The organism is Citrobacter sp. RHBSTW-00859, assembly GCF_013729795.1.
Lineage (GTDB): Bacteria > Pseudomonadota > Gammaproteobacteria > Enterobacterales > Enterobacteriaceae > Citrobacter > Citrobacter braakii.
In genome coordinates, this window is the sequence record NZ_CP056284.1 from 3137219 (window position 1) to 3154063 (window position 16845).

17 protein-coding genes, 1 tRNA gene and 1 pseudogene are annotated in these 16845 nt (G+C 52.1%); 11 read left to right on the top strand and 8 right to left on the bottom strand.

What is annotated here, in order from left to right; translation table 11 throughout:
- Positions 1–69 precede the first annotated feature (69 nt).
- Positions 70–157, bottom strand: a tRNA-Ser gene (locus HV302_RS15805).
- Positions 158–299: 142 nt separating this feature from the next.
- Positions 300–1928 (bottom strand): ABC transporter substrate-binding protein, encoded by a 1629-nt coding sequence (locus tag HV302_RS15810; RefSeq protein WP_181626257.1) that lies wholly within the window; start codon positions 1926–1928, stop codon positions 300–302.
- A 270-nt stretch (positions 1929–2198) separates the two neighbouring features.
- Here HV302_RS15810 and yccA point away from each other — a divergent pair, with 270 nt between their 5' ends.
- The gene (yccA, locus tag HV302_RS15815) at positions 2199–2858 is read left to right on the top strand and encodes an FtsH protease modulator YccA (protein ID WP_016152501.1); all 660 of its coding nucleotides are present in this window, start codon (positions 2199–2201) and stop codon (positions 2856–2858) included.
- A 56-nt stretch (positions 2859–2914) separates the two neighbouring features.
- On the opposite strand, the gene HV302_RS15820 is transcribed toward yccA, so the two are convergent.
- Positions 2915–3391: a hypothetical protein gene (locus tag HV302_RS15820; RefSeq protein WP_019076424.1), complete on the bottom strand. Its 477-nt coding sequence runs from the start codon at positions 3389–3391 to the stop codon at positions 2915–2917.
- Entirely contained in the window at positions 3388–4143 is a 756-nt protein-coding gene (locus HV302_RS15825) for a winged helix-turn-helix domain-containing protein (RefSeq protein ID WP_016152499.1), read from the bottom strand. Before HV302_RS15825 ends, HV302_RS15820 begins: the two co-directional genes overlap by 4 nt.
- A 332-nt stretch (positions 4144–4475) precedes the next feature.
- Between HV302_RS15825 and HV302_RS15830 the strand changes: the two genes are divergently transcribed.
- The 6 genes from HV302_RS15830 to tusE all read left to right on the top strand — a co-directional run bounded on the left by HV302_RS15830 (position 4476) and on the right by tusE (position 10686).
- On the top strand, positions 4476–5195 hold the full coding sequence (locus HV302_RS15830; RefSeq protein WP_326928923.1) for a fimbrial protein: 720 nt from the start codon (positions 4476–4478) through the stop codon (positions 5193–5195).
- 74 nt (positions 5196–5269) lie between these two features.
- Positions 5270–5776, top strand: coding sequence for a CS1 type fimbrial major subunit (locus tag HV302_RS15835; protein WP_016152497.1), 507 nt, complete (start codon positions 5270–5272; stop codon positions 5774–5776).
- Positions 5777–5848: 72 nt separating this feature from the next.
- On the top strand, positions 5849–8566 hold the full coding sequence (locus HV302_RS15840; protein ID WP_181626259.1) for a TcfC E-set like domain-containing protein: 2718 nt from the start codon (positions 5849–5851) through the stop codon (positions 8564–8566).
- A gap of 1 nt (position 8567) precedes the next feature.
- The gene (locus tag HV302_RS15845) at positions 8568–9725 is read left to right on the top strand and encodes a CfaE/CblD family pilus tip adhesin (RefSeq protein WP_181626260.1); all 1158 of its coding nucleotides are present in this window, start codon (positions 8568–8570) and stop codon (positions 9723–9725) included.
- 10 nt (positions 9726–9735) lie between these two features.
- Positions 9736–10287 carry a LuxR C-terminal-related transcriptional regulator gene (locus HV302_RS15850; protein ID WP_181626261.1) on the top strand — a complete coding sequence of 184 codons (552 nt, stop codon included), beginning with the start codon at positions 9736–9738 and terminating at the stop codon, positions 10285–10287.
- Between the two features lie 69 nt (positions 10288–10356).
- Positions 10357–10686, top strand: coding sequence for a sulfurtransferase TusE (tusE, locus tag HV302_RS15855; protein WP_016152493.1), 330 nt, complete (start codon positions 10357–10359; stop codon positions 10684–10686).
- Here tusE and yccX read toward each other — a convergent pair.
- Both yccX and HV302_RS28350 read right to left on the bottom strand, forming a co-directional pair.
- Positions 10683–10964: an acylphosphatase gene (gene yccX / locus HV302_RS15860; RefSeq protein WP_003035911.1), complete on the bottom strand. Its 282-nt coding sequence runs from the start codon at positions 10962–10964 to the stop codon at positions 10683–10685. The genes tusE and yccX overlap by 4 nt on opposite strands.
- A gap of 34 nt (positions 10965–10998) precedes the next feature.
- Positions 10999–11145: pseudogene (locus tag HV302_RS28350) on the bottom strand (AraC family transcriptional regulator); the annotation flags it as partial.
- 113 nt (positions 11146–11258) lie between these two features.
- Here HV302_RS28350 and rlmI point away from each other — a divergent pair.
- Both rlmI and hspQ read left to right on the top strand, forming a co-directional pair.
- Positions 11259–12470, top strand: a complete 1212-nt coding sequence (rlmI, locus tag HV302_RS15865; protein WP_049283229.1) for a 23S rRNA (cytosine(1962)-C(5))-methyltransferase RlmI — start codon at positions 11259–11261, stop codon at positions 12468–12470.
- Positions 12471–12527: 57 nt separating this feature from the next.
- On the top strand, positions 12528–12845 hold the full coding sequence (gene hspQ / locus HV302_RS15870; protein ID WP_016152490.1) for a heat shock protein HspQ: 318 nt from the start codon (positions 12528–12530) through the stop codon (positions 12843–12845).
- 67 nt (positions 12846–12912) lie between these two features.
- On the opposite strand, the gene HV302_RS15875 is transcribed toward hspQ, so the two are convergent.
- Positions 12913–13326 carry a CoA-binding protein gene (locus HV302_RS15875; protein WP_016152489.1) on the bottom strand — a complete coding sequence of 138 codons (414 nt, stop codon included), beginning with the start codon at positions 13324–13326 and terminating at the stop codon, positions 12913–12915.
- A 171-nt stretch (positions 13327–13497) separates the two neighbouring features.
- Here HV302_RS15875 and csgI point away from each other — a divergent pair, with 171 nt between their 5' ends.
- Together csgI and mgsA are read left to right on the top strand one after the other, a co-directional pair.
- Positions 13498–14160 carry a curli synthesis inhibitor gene (csgI, locus tag HV302_RS15880; RefSeq protein WP_019076417.1) on the top strand — a complete coding sequence of 221 codons (663 nt, stop codon included), beginning with the start codon at positions 13498–13500 and terminating at the stop codon, positions 14158–14160.
- Between the two features lie 93 nt (positions 14161–14253).
- A complete protein-coding gene (mgsA, locus tag HV302_RS15885) occupies positions 14254–14712 on the top strand; it encodes a methylglyoxal synthase (protein WP_016152487.1) in 459 nt (152 codons plus the stop codon).
- Positions 14713–14744: 32 nt separating this feature from the next.
- On the opposite strand, the gene helD is transcribed toward mgsA, so the two are convergent.
- Entirely contained in the window at positions 14745–16799 is a 2055-nt protein-coding gene (gene helD / locus HV302_RS15890; protein WP_181626262.1) for a DNA helicase IV, read from the bottom strand.
- Positions 16800–16845: the final 46 nt, after the last annotated feature.

Sequence of the window (16845 nt, forward strand, 5' to 3'; positions counted from 1 at the left end):
TATTCCAACAAGATATTCCAATAGCCGAAAATAACAAGGGGCTACCTTTCGGTAACCCCTTGTTTAATTTGGCGGAAGCGTAGAGATTCGAACTCTAGAACCCTTTCGGGTCGCCGGTTTTCAAGACCGGTGCCTTCAACCGCTCGGCCACGCTTCCAATGAGGCGCACTATAAACATCCCGAACGGACCTGTAAAGCACCAATGCGTTCGTTTGCCTGAAAAACAGCCAAAATATTGTTAATCGACTGAAATAACAACAGATTGACCGTTTATTCAGCACAAATACTGGCTACAGCGCTTAATGTTTTTTGATGAACATATCTTTGGTGTAGTAATTTCCCCAGTTATCTGGCGCAAATCCTCCCACCCACGGCTTCACAAGATGCGTGCGGACATAGTGGTAAACCGGAATCGCTGGCACATCCTCTCCTAAAAGGTCTTCAGCCTGCTGGTAGTATTTGCCTCGCTCCTCCAGCGAAGTTGCTTTCGCCGCCTTGCGCATCGCGTCATCAAAAGCGGGATTGCTGTACCTGGTGGTATTCTCGCTATCGCCGGTACGGAAAATATTGAGGAAACTTGAGGCATCATCATAATCGGCGATCCATGCGTAGCGCACGACGTCAAAATTACCGGTGTGCATGGTATCCAGCATGGTTTTCCATTCCTGATTTTGCAGCTTCGCCTCTACGCCGAGGTTTTTCTTCCACATTGACGATGCGGCAATGGCAATACGCTGGTGCGTTTCGAAGGTGTTATAGAGCAGATTTAGGCTAAGCGGATGCTCAGGGCCAAAACCAGCTTCAGCCAGCAGTTTCTTAGCCTCGGTAATGCGTTTTTCGAGCGGCCACGCCGCATATTCCGGCGCATGCAGTTGCACTCCCCCTATTTCCGGCTGGCTGATAACCCACGCCGCGCGTTGCCCCTGCCCCATCACCTTTTGTGCGATGATGTCTTTATCTAACGCCATATTCAGCGCCCGGCGCACGCGCGGGTCATTAAACGGCGCTCGAGTCGTATTGAACTGATAGTAATAGGTTGAAAGCTGAGGTGAGACATGGAGTTCATCGCCCATCGTCTTTTTCAACTGCGCGAACTGATTGACCGGGACGCTATACACAATGTCGATTTCGCCGGCCTTATAGCGGTTAACGTCTGCGGACTCTGAACTGATGGGCAAATAAGTGACCTTATCAATGACGGTGTGCCGATCGTCCCAATAATGCGGGTTACGCACGGCAACGATGCGCTCATTGACTACCCACTGCGATAACTTGTACGCCCCGCTGCAGACAAAATGTTCTGGCCGGGTCCACTTATCACCAAAGCGGCCGATCAGCACTTTATCCAGCGGAACCAGTGACGGGTGCGCCAGCATCGCCAGAAACGCCGCCGTTGGCTGCGTCAGGGTAATTTCCAGCGTGCTATCATCCAGGGCTTTGACCCCGATAGCGGCGGGATCTTTTTTCCCTTGGGCAATATCGAGGGCGTTTGCTACGTGCATATTGCCCAGATACGAGGAATAAGGTGAAGCTGTTTGCGGTGAGACCAGACGCTGCCAGCTCCAGACGACATCCTGTGCGGTAATGGCAGACCCATCTGACCAGGTTATACCCGGACGTAAATAAAAGGTCCAGACGGTGTTGTCTTTGTTCTCCCAGGACGCGGCAAGCCGGGGTTCGATAGACCCATCCGACTTAACCGCCACCAGTCCGTCGAACATATCGCTGATTAAATTAAACTCAACGTTGCTTTCGACTTTATGCGGATCCAGCGACGCTGGCTCACTGCCATTGTTTCTGACCAGTTCCTGTTTTTCTGCAAGTATTGTTCCTGCAGGAACATTTGCCGCCATCGCCGCGCCGTTGATAGACATCAAACAGACAGTCAACAGCGTAAACGTCAATATCTTCGATTTATGTTGAATCATTCCCTTTACCTTATTGCTCTGTTTTATGTAGACACCGCTGTCACTGTCAGAGAGAAACAGGAATAACGCAATATTTTTCAGTTACCTGGCAGATATCTAACAGGCATTTTTACACATATAGTGCTAACATCTAATTCGGGAGCTTTTGTTGAAATAATATGCTTAAGCCTGGCGGGTTAAAATGCGTAAAGATGGGTAAAACCGCTGTGTCATTCCCCTTGATTTCATTATCCTCCATCATTAATTACATCTGTCATAAGAGAGTGACTCATGGATCGTATTATTAGTTCTTCACGCGATCGTACATCGCTACTCAGCACGCATAAGGTGCTGCGCAATACCTATTTCCTGCTCAGCCTGACGCTGGCGTTTTCGGCGCTCACTGCGACTGCCAGTACCGTACTGATGCTGCCTTCTCCGGGGCTTATCCTGACGCTGGTGGGTATGTATGGTCTGATGTTCCTGACCTATAAAACGGCGGATAAACCGGTTGGTATTCTGTCAGCTTTCGCTTTCACCGGCTTCCTGGGCTACATTCTGGGACCGATCCTGAACACATACCTGTCTGCGGGCATGGGTGATGTTATCGCCATGGCTTTGGGCGGTACGGCGCTGGTCTTCTTCAGCTGCTCAGCCTACGTGCTGACCACGCGGAAAGACATGTCCTTCCTCGGCGGTATGCTGATGGCAGGGATCGTGGTGGTGCTGATTGGTATGGTTGCGAATATCTTCCTGCAGTTGCCGGCTTTACATCTGGCGATCAGCGCGGTGTTTATTCTGATTTCTTCAGGCGCAATCCTGTTTGAAACCAGTAATATCATCCGTGGCGGTGAGACCAACTACATCCGTGCCACCGTCAGCCTGTACGTTTCGCTGTACAACATCTTCGTCAGCCTGCTGAGCATTTTGGGCTTCGCCAGCCGCGATTAAGCAGCATCACTGATACGAAAAAAGAGAATGCCAATGGCATTCTCTTTTTTTATACCTTATTGACCCCGGCAGATATAGGTAGGATAGCGCCGGTCCTGAATAAGCCACACAGCAGGTGAAAGTTCAGAGATCGTCAGGTAGTAGCGTGAGGTCGGATAGGCGAAACTCCCCCATTGGGCATTCGGCGTATTGTCATTGTGGCGAAGCCAGGTTTTGGTGTAGGTCAATACAATGACGTTGTCATCGTCCCGCTGCTCCCACGTAAAGTCTACATCCCTGTCAACGATAAAATTTTGCCCGCCAGCTCTTGCCGCACCTTTATAGGTGGTCAACCCTGTACCGTCCCGATGAAAATAGAACTGAGCAAGGGCATTTACCTTCACTTCACTTGCTTTCCCTTCATTGCGCGTAAAGTTAAATTCAGTGCTGCAGGCCAGCACATCGCTTTTTCCCGTCGCGCCGCAATAGTAAAACAGCGCCAGCGCGCCGCCGACCAGGGCTCCGCCCAGTCCAAAAAGAAGCCTTATTTTCATTTTCCAGCCCCGTTTTTATAGCGAATGGTCTTGCACAGACGTGTTTTATTGACCGGGCAGGCCCCGATAAACAGTTCATCAGCAGTTGCAAGCGAAAAACGGGCGCTGAAAAAATAAATAGCATACTCCTCGCGCTCGCAAGCCACGTCATTGGCCTCCAGTCGCTCAGCTAATTTTGATAGCACTAACGGCCGTCCATGATCTTCGATAACCCAGATACTACAACGCGCGATTTTTTCCTGGACCGGCTTTAATTTCGCCGGAACAGTTATCTCCTGCGGGCGGCTAACGTAAAAGATCGCTCCCAACGGCACGGCAATCAATGCCCCTATTCTGAACCACTTTTTCAGGGATACTCGCCGGGGCAGAACGTCTTGTTGCGCTGAGGGGGGTTGCGGATCAACGGCTTGAATTTTCTCTCCAGGCTGAAAAATCACATCAGCATCAAAACGGAAACCATAGCGCGGGACAGTGACGATCAATTCGTGCCCCTCTCCCAGAGACTGGAAGCTTTTACGCAGTTCGCTTACCGCTTTATTGAGATTATTTCCTGATGGCGTAAAGCCAAATTCTTCCCACACGCGAGCGATCAATTCCTCCCGGCTTAAGTCGCGTCCTCGGTGTTTAATGAATTCCTGTAAAAGACGAACGGCTGGCGCCGAAAGTGTTAATACAGACTCGGGTTGTCCAACAAGACTTATTGCATGTGCTTCAGGATCAAATAACAACGAATTATTGCATATAAAAAACATCTTTTATTCTCGGCTGTTACCGCATGCTTTTTATTCCCTGGTACGTCGATATGAAAACCGCCCCCTGACCTGCTTATTTTTTCATCAGAAGGAATTTTCCTCCCATCCTTGGCCGCGGTATTTTCGCTTAACTATACAACCTTAAAGCCAGAAAAGCAGGATAAAAAACTGTATATAACGAGTTAACTAATACAAATTTTCACAAATCGCTGTTCTGGTTAAAGTTTCCCTGCCCTGAAGCGATACGAAAGCAGACGGTGTCCTGGTGTTAACGCGCCGCCTTTAAACTCAGAGCAGGCAGACTGATTGTGAAACAGAAAAAAAGAGTGAGCATGACAACCGCCTTTTATGTCGCCGCGCTGTCATTGCCATTTTTCTCAGAAATGACAATGGCCAATATGAGCGTGTATCCCATGGAGCTGAATGTAGACAGATCCGGTGCGGCGCAAATTAAGGTGGCTTCAAAAACGGATGATATTCAGTTCATTCGGGTGAGGCAAAAGAAAATTCTTAATCCCGGAACGGCCAAGGAAAAAGAAATTGACGTCGCTTCGTGGAAAGAAGGTGGCGTGGTGGTTACGCCCGAGAAATTTGCTCTAGCTGCAGGCGCGATGCGCGTTGTTCGTCTGGTATCGCTTATACCGCCGAAAAAAGAGACCACCTGGCGTGTCTATTTTGAAGGGGTAAAACAACCTGACAGCATTATTCCGGGCAAGGCAGAACCCCCTGCAGCAATGGCGACATTAGGTGTCAATGTGATCTGGGGTGCACTGGTCCACATTGCTCCAGAAGAAAACGTAATTTCACTGTCGATTGACCCTCGCCGGGGAACGTTAAAAAACAACGGCACATTGCGTGTGCCGCTCAGAGAGATTGGTATTTGTGATGCTGTTTCATCGTGTAAATGGATAAAAGAAGACGCGACGATTTATCCGGACACTGAACGGAAATTAAAAACGCTCACTATGAAACAGGGTCAGAAATATAAGTTCCGCTACTTCAACTGGGTGAATAAAACCGCTGAAGAAGCTGATTTACCCGTCGTGCAATAACACGACGGCACAGTAAAAACCCACGTAGTTTGTTTAAAGAGCCAAGGTGCTCATTTGTAAATATGGAGATATCAATGCGTAACTATATTAAACCTCTGATGATTGTTGCCGCGATGGCCTCGTCCTTTAGCGCGCTGGCGATTCAAAAAGATATTACCGTCAACGCCAGCGTTGACTCACAGTTGGATATGACTCAGGCCGATAACACGCCACTGCCGGCCAGCATCGACATGCAGTACCTGCCAGGTCGTGGGCTGGAAAGCTACCGCCTGAACACCAAGGTGTGGTCGAACTCAGCCACCAGCAATGTCAAAGTGCGCCTCGTTAGCGCAGCTAAGCTCACCAATATGGATGGCGACGAGACTGTACCGATGACGGTGATTCTGGGTGATAAAACACTGTCTACCACCGATGCCGAATTTACCGGAACTGAACTGTTCCCAGGCAGCATTGAAAACGGTTCAGCGGTACTGCCACTGACCATTTCTCAGACCACCAAAGGCATTCTGAAAACCGGTCAGTACAGCGGCGTTGTCAGCCTGATGCTGACGCAGGCGACGACCACGGAAGGCGGTGCGTAACACCACAGTACATAAGGGATAACGTCAGAGGGTGCCCACCCTCTGACGTCAGGATGATGTCGAGGCTTGGTCATGGCGTTTCACAGAAATACTCTCCTCTTAGTTGCTTTATTACCCGCATCCATCCAACTCGCCTGCGCCGAGATGGCCGTCCCGGCAGGTTTCGAAGATCTGGCGAAAACGCAGCGCCTGTGGATAGAGGTTAACCTCTATGGCGAATCGCTTGGCCTTTTTGAAACGGATATCACACTTGAATCGGTAAGTTTTGTCGCACCCGAAACCGTGGTCGCGGCTATCAAACGTCAGTTTAATGACGCTCCTGCCCTCGTTGCCACCGTGTCCGCAGCTCTCGCCGTTCCACTTGCCCGTAACGGCAACCTGGCGTGCAGCAGCAATGGCTCCGCAACGGGATGTGATTACATTGATACCCATCGTGCGGCCATTATCTATGATGAGAATAACGCGCGCATTAGCCTGTTTTTGGACAAGAAATTTCTGCCTAAACAGACCACAGAAAACCAGTGGTATCAGCCTACGCAGGGCACTGAGAATGCGTTGATCCATCAACAAAATATCAATTTTGTTGCCGACAGGGATTACCAGTCAGCCACTGTTCAGGGCAATGGCGCGCTGGCCATGACGCAGGACGGCTACTTTAATCTCGACTGGACCTGGCTGGGGCAGCGTTCAAGGCACCAGCAGCAACAAGAAATAACCGTCAACAATGCCTGGTTTCGCCAGGATATCTGGCGTCAGTACTATATTCAGTTAGGCGAGATGGATACCCGCGATCTGTTCAGTAATGCTGGTGGGAATATCAACCTCAGCCAACTGCCGCTGGGCAAAATTCGCGGCCTGCGCACAGGCTCGACAAGGGCATGGATTAATCCGGTTCAGCAGTCAAAGGGTACCCCTATCACCGTGCTGCTTTCCCATGATGCGCGTATTGACGCCCGCCGGGGCAATCAGCTGCTGGCCAGTTTTTATCTCAATGCTGGGGCCCAGACTCTGGACACGCGATCGTTCCCCGATGGGAGCTATACCGTGACGCTGTCCGTCTATGAAAATAACCGGCTGACACGTACCGAGCAGATACCGTTTACCCGCACCGGTATTACGCCGTTTGACCGCGTCGAGTGGTTCCTGCAGGCGGGCGAAACCGACAATAACAATCAAAACGATGAACGTAGCGCGGTCGCGCAGGCGGGTGTCCGCCTGCCTGTCACTCCAACGCTGGCACTCACCAGTGGCGCAGCGATAAAGAAAAACCAACGTTTTCTGGAAAATGCACTCGACTGGAGTCGTGGTTTCAATGCGGGTCCGATCGATGGCGTACTCTCGACCCGGTTTAGCTACCTTTACGGCAGCGAAGGACAACGCGGCAATATTCAGCAAATCAGCTATAACGACGGTTTTTCACTGAGCTTCTATCGCAACGCGTTATCAGCAGAAAACTGCAATACCCGAAGCGCGGGATATGACGCCGTAAATGGCTGTTACCGAAGCCTGTCGGTGATGTTCTCCGTCCCTGTCGGTACCTGGTACGCCAGCCTGGGATATTCGGATAACCGCAACGAAGGACGGTACGTTTCTCGTCGGGAACTCCCGGACAGTGACGATCGCCACGATGCAGGCTTGCCCTGGGAGTCGGTTTATATGACCCGCTCACGCACGCGGGCCTGGCAGGGTGGCTTGAGTACGGCTTTCAGCACGCGCGGTCTGAACATCAACAGCAGTATTAACCTTTTCATGCGTAACGATGACTCGCGCGAAGGCAGGGATAAAGGCGGCTACCTGAGCGTGAGTCTGTCAATGGCGCATAACCGTCAGGGCAATGCGACAAGCTATACCTCTCTGGGCGCGACATGGCAGCACCAGCAGCATGATAAAAACCAGCTGAGCTATAACGTGGCGCACAACTGGTATGCCGACGCACGTGGTGAAAATGAGTATGGACTTAGCGCATCAGGTATTAACAGCGATTCACTCAATACCTCTGCCTACACGCGCCAGGGCGGACGATATGGCAACGGGAGCCTGACAGTCAGCGATGTCTGGGATCGTCAGGATCGGCGCCATACCCTGAGCAGCAGCGGCAATTACAACTCCACGCTTGCGCTGTCGCGCTCTGGTCTGTGGCTGGGCCGCTGGAGCGACGGACGTCCTGCTTCAGCCATCGCGGTTAACGTTGCCACACCAGAAGATTCCCAGGATCCGAGCATTGCCGTGTCGCTGGATAACGGCGGCAGTGCAGACATTCCAGGCAATAGCCGCGCCCTCTTCGCCGTGCCGGGCTATCAGCAGACTACGTTGACGATTAACGAATCGCTGGATGTCTCGCGGGGTGCCAGCAGTGAAATCACACAAGGTTCAGGCAGCAGAACGTTGTTTATGGTGCCAGGCAAACTGCTCCGCCGGGACGTGCAAACCACGGCAAGCTACACCTGGCTCGGCCAGTTAACTGACGAGCAACATTCGCCGTTTATCGGCGGCGTGCCACTGAACGTTAACGGCTGGAGCGACCTTGGCAACGGCGGGTTTAGCGCTCAAAGCGACGCTCTGCTGCATAACCTCTACCTGGTGCGTCAGCAGCAGTTTTATCAGTGCGAGCTGAATGTAAAGACTATGCGCGACGTCGTGCGTTACGTCGGGTCGATCCCTTGCCGGGAATTAACCTTCTCTGCCCTGCCGGATACTGTCCAGCAACAGGCACAGCTGATGCTCGCCGGACGATCGGTACCAACGGGTCCAACTGCCATGAATGCAGACAACATCACAAAAGGGAAATGATGTGAACAAGCACTTAATTATTTTACTTTTTTTAAGCCTGTGGGCGGGCCAGACCCAGGCAGCGGCCCCTGCCGGAAGAAACACCAGCGTCGATATCAGTTTCGATCGCATGGCCCCCCCCGCGCGCTTTGATATCTGGGTTCATGAACCGAGCGGCTATGATGTCGCCGATCCGCAAAAGTGGGGACGTAATACTCTGACGTGTCTGTCCCGTACCGACTCCGCAGTTGGCGCCTGCATGACCGCCCCGGCCTGGTTCACGGCGAACCCGGGGACACCTTATGCCATCAATTTACGTTTTACGCATGCCCTTACCAGCAAAACGGTGGATCTTAAGGTCTATGGCGACCACTACATGTTTTTCAATAATAAAGTCTTTACCTATCCCAGTTTTATCACGGGAGGGACAGAGATTGTTGCAAACTGGACCAGAGAACCCTACTTCGATTTCTATATCGTGAAAAGCGAACTGGAAAAGCTCGCTCTGCCGGGTATCTGGACCGCAACGCTGAGGCAGAACCTGCGTCAATGGGATAGTGGCAACTGCGGCGGGAACTTCGCTGACCCCAATACCGGATGTCCAGGCTATCGCGCCATTGCTAGCTGGCAGGCCACGATGCGCATTGAGGTTGTCGATCCGGGTAATCAGCAGATTTATCTGCCGGCATTTCCGCACTCAACGCCTGTCGTTAACCTCAACCTGACCAACTTCCCGGGGCGGCCGGGTGGCAGTGAAATTCAGGGTGAAAACACGCTGGATATGTGCCTGTACGACGGCAAAAACAGTACCAGCACCCGCACTTATCTTCGGTTTGAGGACGACGGACTCCCCTCAACGGACCGTGCTGAAGAGGCATTTTCAATCCGGCGACGCGGCGGAAGTCAGACCGATGCGCGGGATCGTCTCGACTATCAGGTTTTCGTCACTAATCCCGTCACGGGCGCAACCGAAACCGTCGCCAACGGTAAAACCCTGGTCTGGCAAGGCACCAACGATCCGCAGCATCTGCGTCAGGTCGTCCTGCCCGGCGGACGTGAGAGCGTACTGTGCGTACCTGCCCCTATTGTTCTGAAAACCCCAGCGTTTGCAGCCAGCAGTAAAAACGCCGGGGATTACACCGGCACGCTACGCATCATCTACACACCCAGTACGTTATAAAGAGGCCGCCGTGAATTACGTCATTCTTGATAATAATCGTTTTTATGCCGAAGGGTTGCGCTACGCCCTTCTGCGCCGTAACGCTCACACTCAAGTTGAGAGCGGCGCGTTACAGTGGCGCCGTTCGCTGTTGGCCTGCGACACCCTCGTTGTGCGTTGCCGCTTTTCCGTCGCGAGGACGCATCTGGCGCTAGTCGACATTCTGCTTCAACTGGAGGCCAGGCGCTGGGAGGGAACGGTTTATCTGGTGTGCAATGAAAAAGGCTGGGCACTGGCCACGCATTTACGAAAGCGTTTTACCACGCTGACCTTACATATCATTGATGACAGAATTGCCGTCGTGGATGCTGCGTATCTGCTTGCTAAAGAGCCCCGTCGGGTACGCAGTCTGAATTGCTGCCTGACTGGCATGGAGTTCAATGTTCTCGACAGGCTGGTTAACGGTCAATCGGTAAAACATGTTGCGCATATGACGCAGATTAGCGAAAAACAGGTTTCGACGTATAAATGCAACGCGCTGAAGAAGCTTAATGCCAACAATCTGCTACAGCTTCTTCTGTAGGTCGAGGTTTCTCACGCCGCCCCTTATTTGCTAAACTAAGGGCGGTTTTTACTTTATCGACAGAGCACTATGTTCATTTTTGCAGGCCATGAAATTGAGACCGATAGCGAAGGCTATCTGAAAGACACCACGCAATGGAGCGAGCCGCTAGCGGAGAAAATCGCCGAAAACGAAGGTATCGTTCTCTCCCCCGAACACTGGGAAGTGGTGCGTTTCGTTCGCGAGTTTTATCTGGAGTTTAATACCTCCCCCGCTATCCGCATGCTGGTAAAAGCGATGGCCAACAAGTTTGGCGAAGAAAAAGGCAACAGCCGTTATCTCTATCGCCTGTTTCCGAAAGGCCCAGCTAAGCAGGCAACTAAAATTGCCGGCCTGCCGAAACCGGTGAAATGTATTTAATAGCGGATACTAAATCCCTTTAGCTCGTCGCCAGGGCGGTGCGGTTCGCTGAGAACCCGATCAACCCTGGCGCTGCGCGGTCCCCCGGCTTTCAACCACTTCATCAGTTGTTCCACCCGATCGCTTTCACCACAGGCGACAACTTCTACGCTGCCGTCATCCATATTCTTCGCATAACCGGTCAACCCCAACCGTTGCGCTTCATGCTGGGTGGTGTAGCGAAATCCTACCCCCTGAACCCGGCCATAGACCCAGGCGATGATGCAGACTTTCGACATTGCGGTTCTCCTTATCAACATAAATGAAAGAACAGGTACCGATGGACAGATAACCGGCAATCTCCTGAGCTGTCCATAGATTAGCAGGGGAAAACTGAATAAGTTGTCGCACCTGTTCAGTGAGATTAAACCGTCGCTCGATAAGCAGAGCTCCCGCCATACCATCATGCAGTAGCGCCAGACGCTGATGATTGACCTCATCATCTGTGCTACTCTACGCGCCATTTTATTTTAATGGTTTCAGGTTGGTACTTTCATCCAACCCGCGTCACTGTTTGTGAGAGGTTGCTCCGCATGACTGAATCTACAATTCCACATTATCCTCGTTTAGTGTTAGCCAAGGGGCGCGAAAAATCATTACTTCGCCGCCATCCATGGGTATTTTCCGGTGCTGTCGCACGTATGGAAGGTAAAGCCAACCTCGGTGAAACCGTTGATATTGTTGACCACCAGGGGAAATGGATAGCGCGCGGTGCGTTCTCTCCGGCGTCGCAGATCCGTGCGCGCGTCTGGACCTTCGATAAGTCTGAATCCATCGACATTGATTTCTTTACCCGTCGTCTGCAGAAGGCGCTGACATGGCGTGACTGGCTGGCGAAAAAGGACGGTCTGGACAGCTACCGTCTGATCGCCGGAGAATCCGACGGCCTGCCAGGTGTCACTATTGACCGCTTCGGCAACTTCCTGGTATTACAGTTGCTCAGCGCGGGTGCTGAATACCAACGCGCCGCGCTGATTAGTGCTCTGCAAATTGTTTTCCCGGACTGCGCTATTTATGACCGTAGCGATGTGGCCGTGCGTAAAAAAGAAGGTATGGCGCTGACCCAAGGGCCCGTCACGGGCGAACTGCCGCCTGCTCTGCTGCCTATCGAAGAGCACGGGATGAAGCTGCTGGTTGATATTCAGCACGGTCACAAAACCGGCTATTACCTCGATCAACGCGATAGCCGCCTGGCGACGCGTCGTTATGTGGAAAACCAGCGTGTCCTGAACTGTTTCTCCTATACCGGCGGCTTTGCGGTCTCAGCATTAATGGGCGGATGCCGTCAGGTGGTCAGCGTCGACACCTCTCAGGAAGCACTCGATATTGCCCGCCAGAACGTGGAACTGAACAAGCTGGATCTGAGTAAAGCCGAGTTCGTGCGAGATGATGTGTTCAAACTGCTGCGCGCCTATCGCGATCGCGGTGAGAAATTTGATGTCATCGTGATGGATCCGCCGAAATTTGTCGAAAACAAAAGCCAGTTGATGGGCGCCTGCCGCGGTTATAAGGACATCAATATGCTGGCTATTCAGTTGCTGAACCCAGGCGGCGTACTGCTGACATTTTCCTGCTCCGGGCTGATGACGACCGATTTATTTCAGAAAATCATCGCTGATGCCGCAATAGATGCTGGTCGTGATGTACAATTTATAGAGCAGTTCCGTCAGGCCGCCGATCATCCGGTGATCGCTACCTACCCGGAAGGGCTGTATCTGAAAGGGTTTGCCTGTCGCATCATGTAACTTGAAAAGTGGAATATTACCCTTACATAGAGGGTATCTATTTCCCGGGAGGTGACTATGATTGCCAGCAAATTCGGTATCGGCCAGCAGGTCCGCCATTCCCTGTTAGGTTACCTCGGAGTGGTCGTGGATATCGACCCGGAATATTCGCTTGATGAGCCGTCAGCCGATGAGTTGGCGGTTAACAGCGAACTTCGCGCCGCTCCCTGGTATCACGTGGTGATGGAAGACGATAATGGTCTGCCAGTGCATACGTATCTGGCCGAAGCGCAACTGAGTAGCGAGCTACAGGAAGAACATCCGGAGCAACCGTCAATGGATGAACTGGCGCGCACAATCCGTAAACAGCTTCAGGCTCCGCGCCTGCGTAATTGATATTAACACAGGCCCGATGGCGCTTCGCTTATCGGGCCTGTGCGTTTCATCCGGCGACAGTCAAACTTTACTTCGCCAGTCCCAGTCGCGGGATCTCAATCGCCGGGCAACGATCCATCACCACCGTCAGCCCCGCATCACGCGCCAGCACGGCCGCCTGCTCGTTAATTACGCCAAGCTGCATCCATAGTGTCTTTGCGCCAATGGCGATAGCCTCCTGAGCGACGCCCCACGCCGCTTCAGAATTACGGAAGACATCGACCATATCCACTTTCTCTGGCACATCCGCCAGCGTTGCATAGCCCTGCTGCCCCAGCAGCATTTTCCCGGCAACCTTCGGTGAAACGGGAATAACGTGATAGCCCTGATCGAGTAAATACTTCATCACGCGATAGCTTGGGCGATCGGGTTTATCGCTTGCGCCAACCAGTGCAATCGTACGGGTAGATGTCAAAATGCCAGCAATATCGGTCTCTTTCATCGTTTTCCTCCAGGCTGTTTAACAAAGTGTACGACAAACCTGCCCCCGCAACCATTCATCCCATACTGGCGTATGAGAGCTAAACTCAAAAATATGTCTATATGTTAGTAAACGTGATTATCGAAAAATTTAGATACATGTTTGCAGCTATTTTCTGGACAGGAGAAACCTATGAAAGCCGGCATTGTGACAGCCTTAATTGCCCTGTGTTTGCCGGTAACCGTTTTTGCTACCTCATTACGCCTGTCTAATGATATTGACCTTTTGGTGCTGGACGGAAAAAAAGTCTCCAGCTCATTACTGCGTGGCGCCGACAGTATCGAGCTGGAAAATGGTCGCCACCAGCTCGTATTTCGCGTAGAAAAAACCATTCGCTTGTCCAGCCACGAAGAACGTCTGTATATTTCGCCTCCGCTGGTCATCAGCTTTGATACGCAACTCGTCAGCCAGGTTAATTTCCACCTCCCGCGTCTGAACAATGAGCGGGATACAGCGCATTTTGATGACGTTCCACGTGTGGAATTGCTGGATGGGGACTCCATGCCTATCCCCGTCAAGCTGGATATTCTGTCAATCACATCCACAGCGAAAATCGTGAATTATGAAATGGAAACTGAACGCTATAACAAAGCGGCTAAACATGCGTCATTACCGCAGTTTGCTACGATGATGGCCGATGACAGCTCGCTGCTTTCCGGGGTATCTGAACTGGATCGCGTGCCGCCTCAGTCGCAAACGCTGACCGAACAGCGCTTAAAATATTGGTACCAGCAGGCCGACGCACAAACGCGAAGTAACTTTTTGCAATGGGCTCAGAAACAGCCTCCTTCATGACATTTATGTTCGCATACGCATTTTTTTTGTCTTTCTCTTGCAGCGTCAAGAGCTTCCAGTACTCTGTAACCAGGTTAACTTGGGAGCTGTACTATGGAATTAACAACTCGCACATTGCCAGCGCGTAAACATATTGCGCTGGTTGCACACGATCACTGTAAAAAGATGTTGATGAGCTGGGTGGAACGCCACCAGCCGTTGCTGGAAAAGCACGTTCTGTACGCCACAGGAACGACGGGAAACTTAATCCAACGCGCAACGGGAATGGACGTCAACGCCATGCTGAGCGGTCCGATGGGGGGTGACCAGCAGGTGGGTGCGCTGATTTCAGAAGGGAAAATTGATGTGCTGATTTTCTTCTGGGACCCGCTTAACGCCGTACCTCACGATCCTGATGTCAAAGCCCTGCTGCGTCTGGCGACGGTATGGAACATTCCGGTTGCCACCAACGTGTCGACCGCCGATTTTATTATCCAGTCGCCAAACTTCAACGATGCAACGGACATCTTGATCCCAGATTACGCCCGCTATCTGGCAGAGCGCCTCAAATAAACGCCGGGCAGGCGGCAATTGCCGCCTGCTATTCAGGGTTTTCTTGCTACCGGAACATCCAGTTGTTTAAGTTCATCAACAAAGCACGACGGTGTTTCTTTATTAAACAGCAGCCATACCCGATGCCGTGCACGCGTTAGCGCCACATACAGCAAGCGTCTCTCTTCAGCATCCGGGAAATCCTCCACCGCCGGAAGCAACGCCTCTTCCATAATCGACTCGCGGGCCGGGGCGGGAAAACCGTCATTCCCATCATGAAGCCCCACAACAATAACGTAATCTGCCTGCTGTCCTTTACTGGCATGGATAGTCATGAAATCCAGCTGTAGCTTAGGCCAGCGGGTAGCTGCTTTCTCCAGACTGGCAGGTTTCAGATGATGGTATCGCGCCAGCACCAGAATTCTCTCTTCTGCCTTCACAAATCCCGACAGCTTATCCAGTAGCAGATCCAGCTGGCTTTCATCGAGCAACGTGACGGCTTTTTTATCGCCTACCATCAGACTGTTGAGCGGTTTCGTAAGCTGATGAGGGTTTTGCTGGATAAACTGGTTTGCGACTTCACCAATGCGGCTATTAAAACGGTAAGTCGTATCCAGATTACAACGGTCGCCCTCACCGAAGTTTTGCTGGAATGCGGTGGTCAACGAAAGCTGTGCTCCGCTAAACCGGTAAATCGCCTGCCAGTCATCCCCTACGGCGAACAGCGTAGTCTGTGAGTTTTGCTTGCGCAGTGCGGCTAACAGGGCGGCACGCTGAGGAGAAATGTCCTGAAATTCGTCGACCAGAATGTGTTTCCACGGACTGATAAACCGGCCTTTTTCCAGAATGACAATGGCCTGATGAATCAACCCGGAAAAATCGACGGCATTCTCATCCTTCAGGGCGCCCTTCCAGGCCTTGAGCAGGGGAGACATCAGCTTAATGCGTTTACTGAACAGATCGCGAATCTCCTCCGGAGCATTGGCGATCATCTCCGCCTGCGCTCCGCCATGCATACGCATCAGGCTAACCCAACGATCCAGCCGGGAAGCCAGCCGGCGCTGTAATTTTTCGTCATCCCAGAAGTTACCTTCGGGTACAGACCACTGCATCTCTTCTTCTAACCATTCCCGCCAGCCTTTGGCCTGTGCCTTTTTCTCACTGCACTGTTGACGCCAGGTCGTGATAAAAAGTTTGCTACGCGCGGCAACATCATTTTCCAGCTTGCTAACCGTCGGGACTTTTTTGCTCCCCTGCGAAATAATGTGCAACGCCAGTGAATGAAACGTCCTCGCGGTGATCTCTTCCGTATGCAGACGTTCACGGATGCGATCGTCCATCTCCTGGGCCGCTTTGCGTCCAAACGCCAGCAGCAGGATTTGTTCGGCCGCCGCTTCCCCTCGCGCAAGTAGCCAGCCCGCACGGGCGACCAATACGGATGTTTTGCCGCTTCCGGCCCCCGCAAGAACCAGTAATGATTGTTCGCCGTTCACCACCGCCCGCGCCTGGGCCGGATTCAGCGGCGAGGACTCAATTTGCTGGAAAAAATCGGCATGTTCTTCCAGCATGGCATCGGTATACGCCTGGTTGTGCTGTAAGCGACAAGCTTCAATGTCCTTCAACCATGCCTGGCATTGACGTAACGCCTCACGGCAATTTTCAAATTCTTCCAGCCGGTTGATCGGGAGCGGCAATGCGGCAAAGGCGCGGCGGATCTGCTGCTGTAGTCCTGACGTCTGTTCGCGCGTCAGCCATTTATTCTCACTGGTGCGGGTGGCGATCGCCTCCAACTGCTGCTGTAAAACTCCCGCAGCGACGTCGCTCATTTCCTGACTCCACTGCTGCCAGAGCGAATTCAAATGGTGATGGAAGCGCTGGGTTTCAGCCCATTCAGTGCCGTGAAGACGAACCACCTTATCATCCGGGAGCACAAACTCCAGCTCACCCCATACCAGGCCGCGTTTACAATGAATAGCCAGTAACTGATTGAAGGGAATAAGATACTCGTGACGATCGCCGGAAACCTTAATCCCGGCATTGAGAATAACAGCCCGATCGTAAGGGTGTTGTGCCAGACGTTTTCCAAGAGAAGTTGCTTTCAGTTCCATAAGACTCAAGCGGATCCACACGAAGAGGTTTGCTTATCAGTGTAAC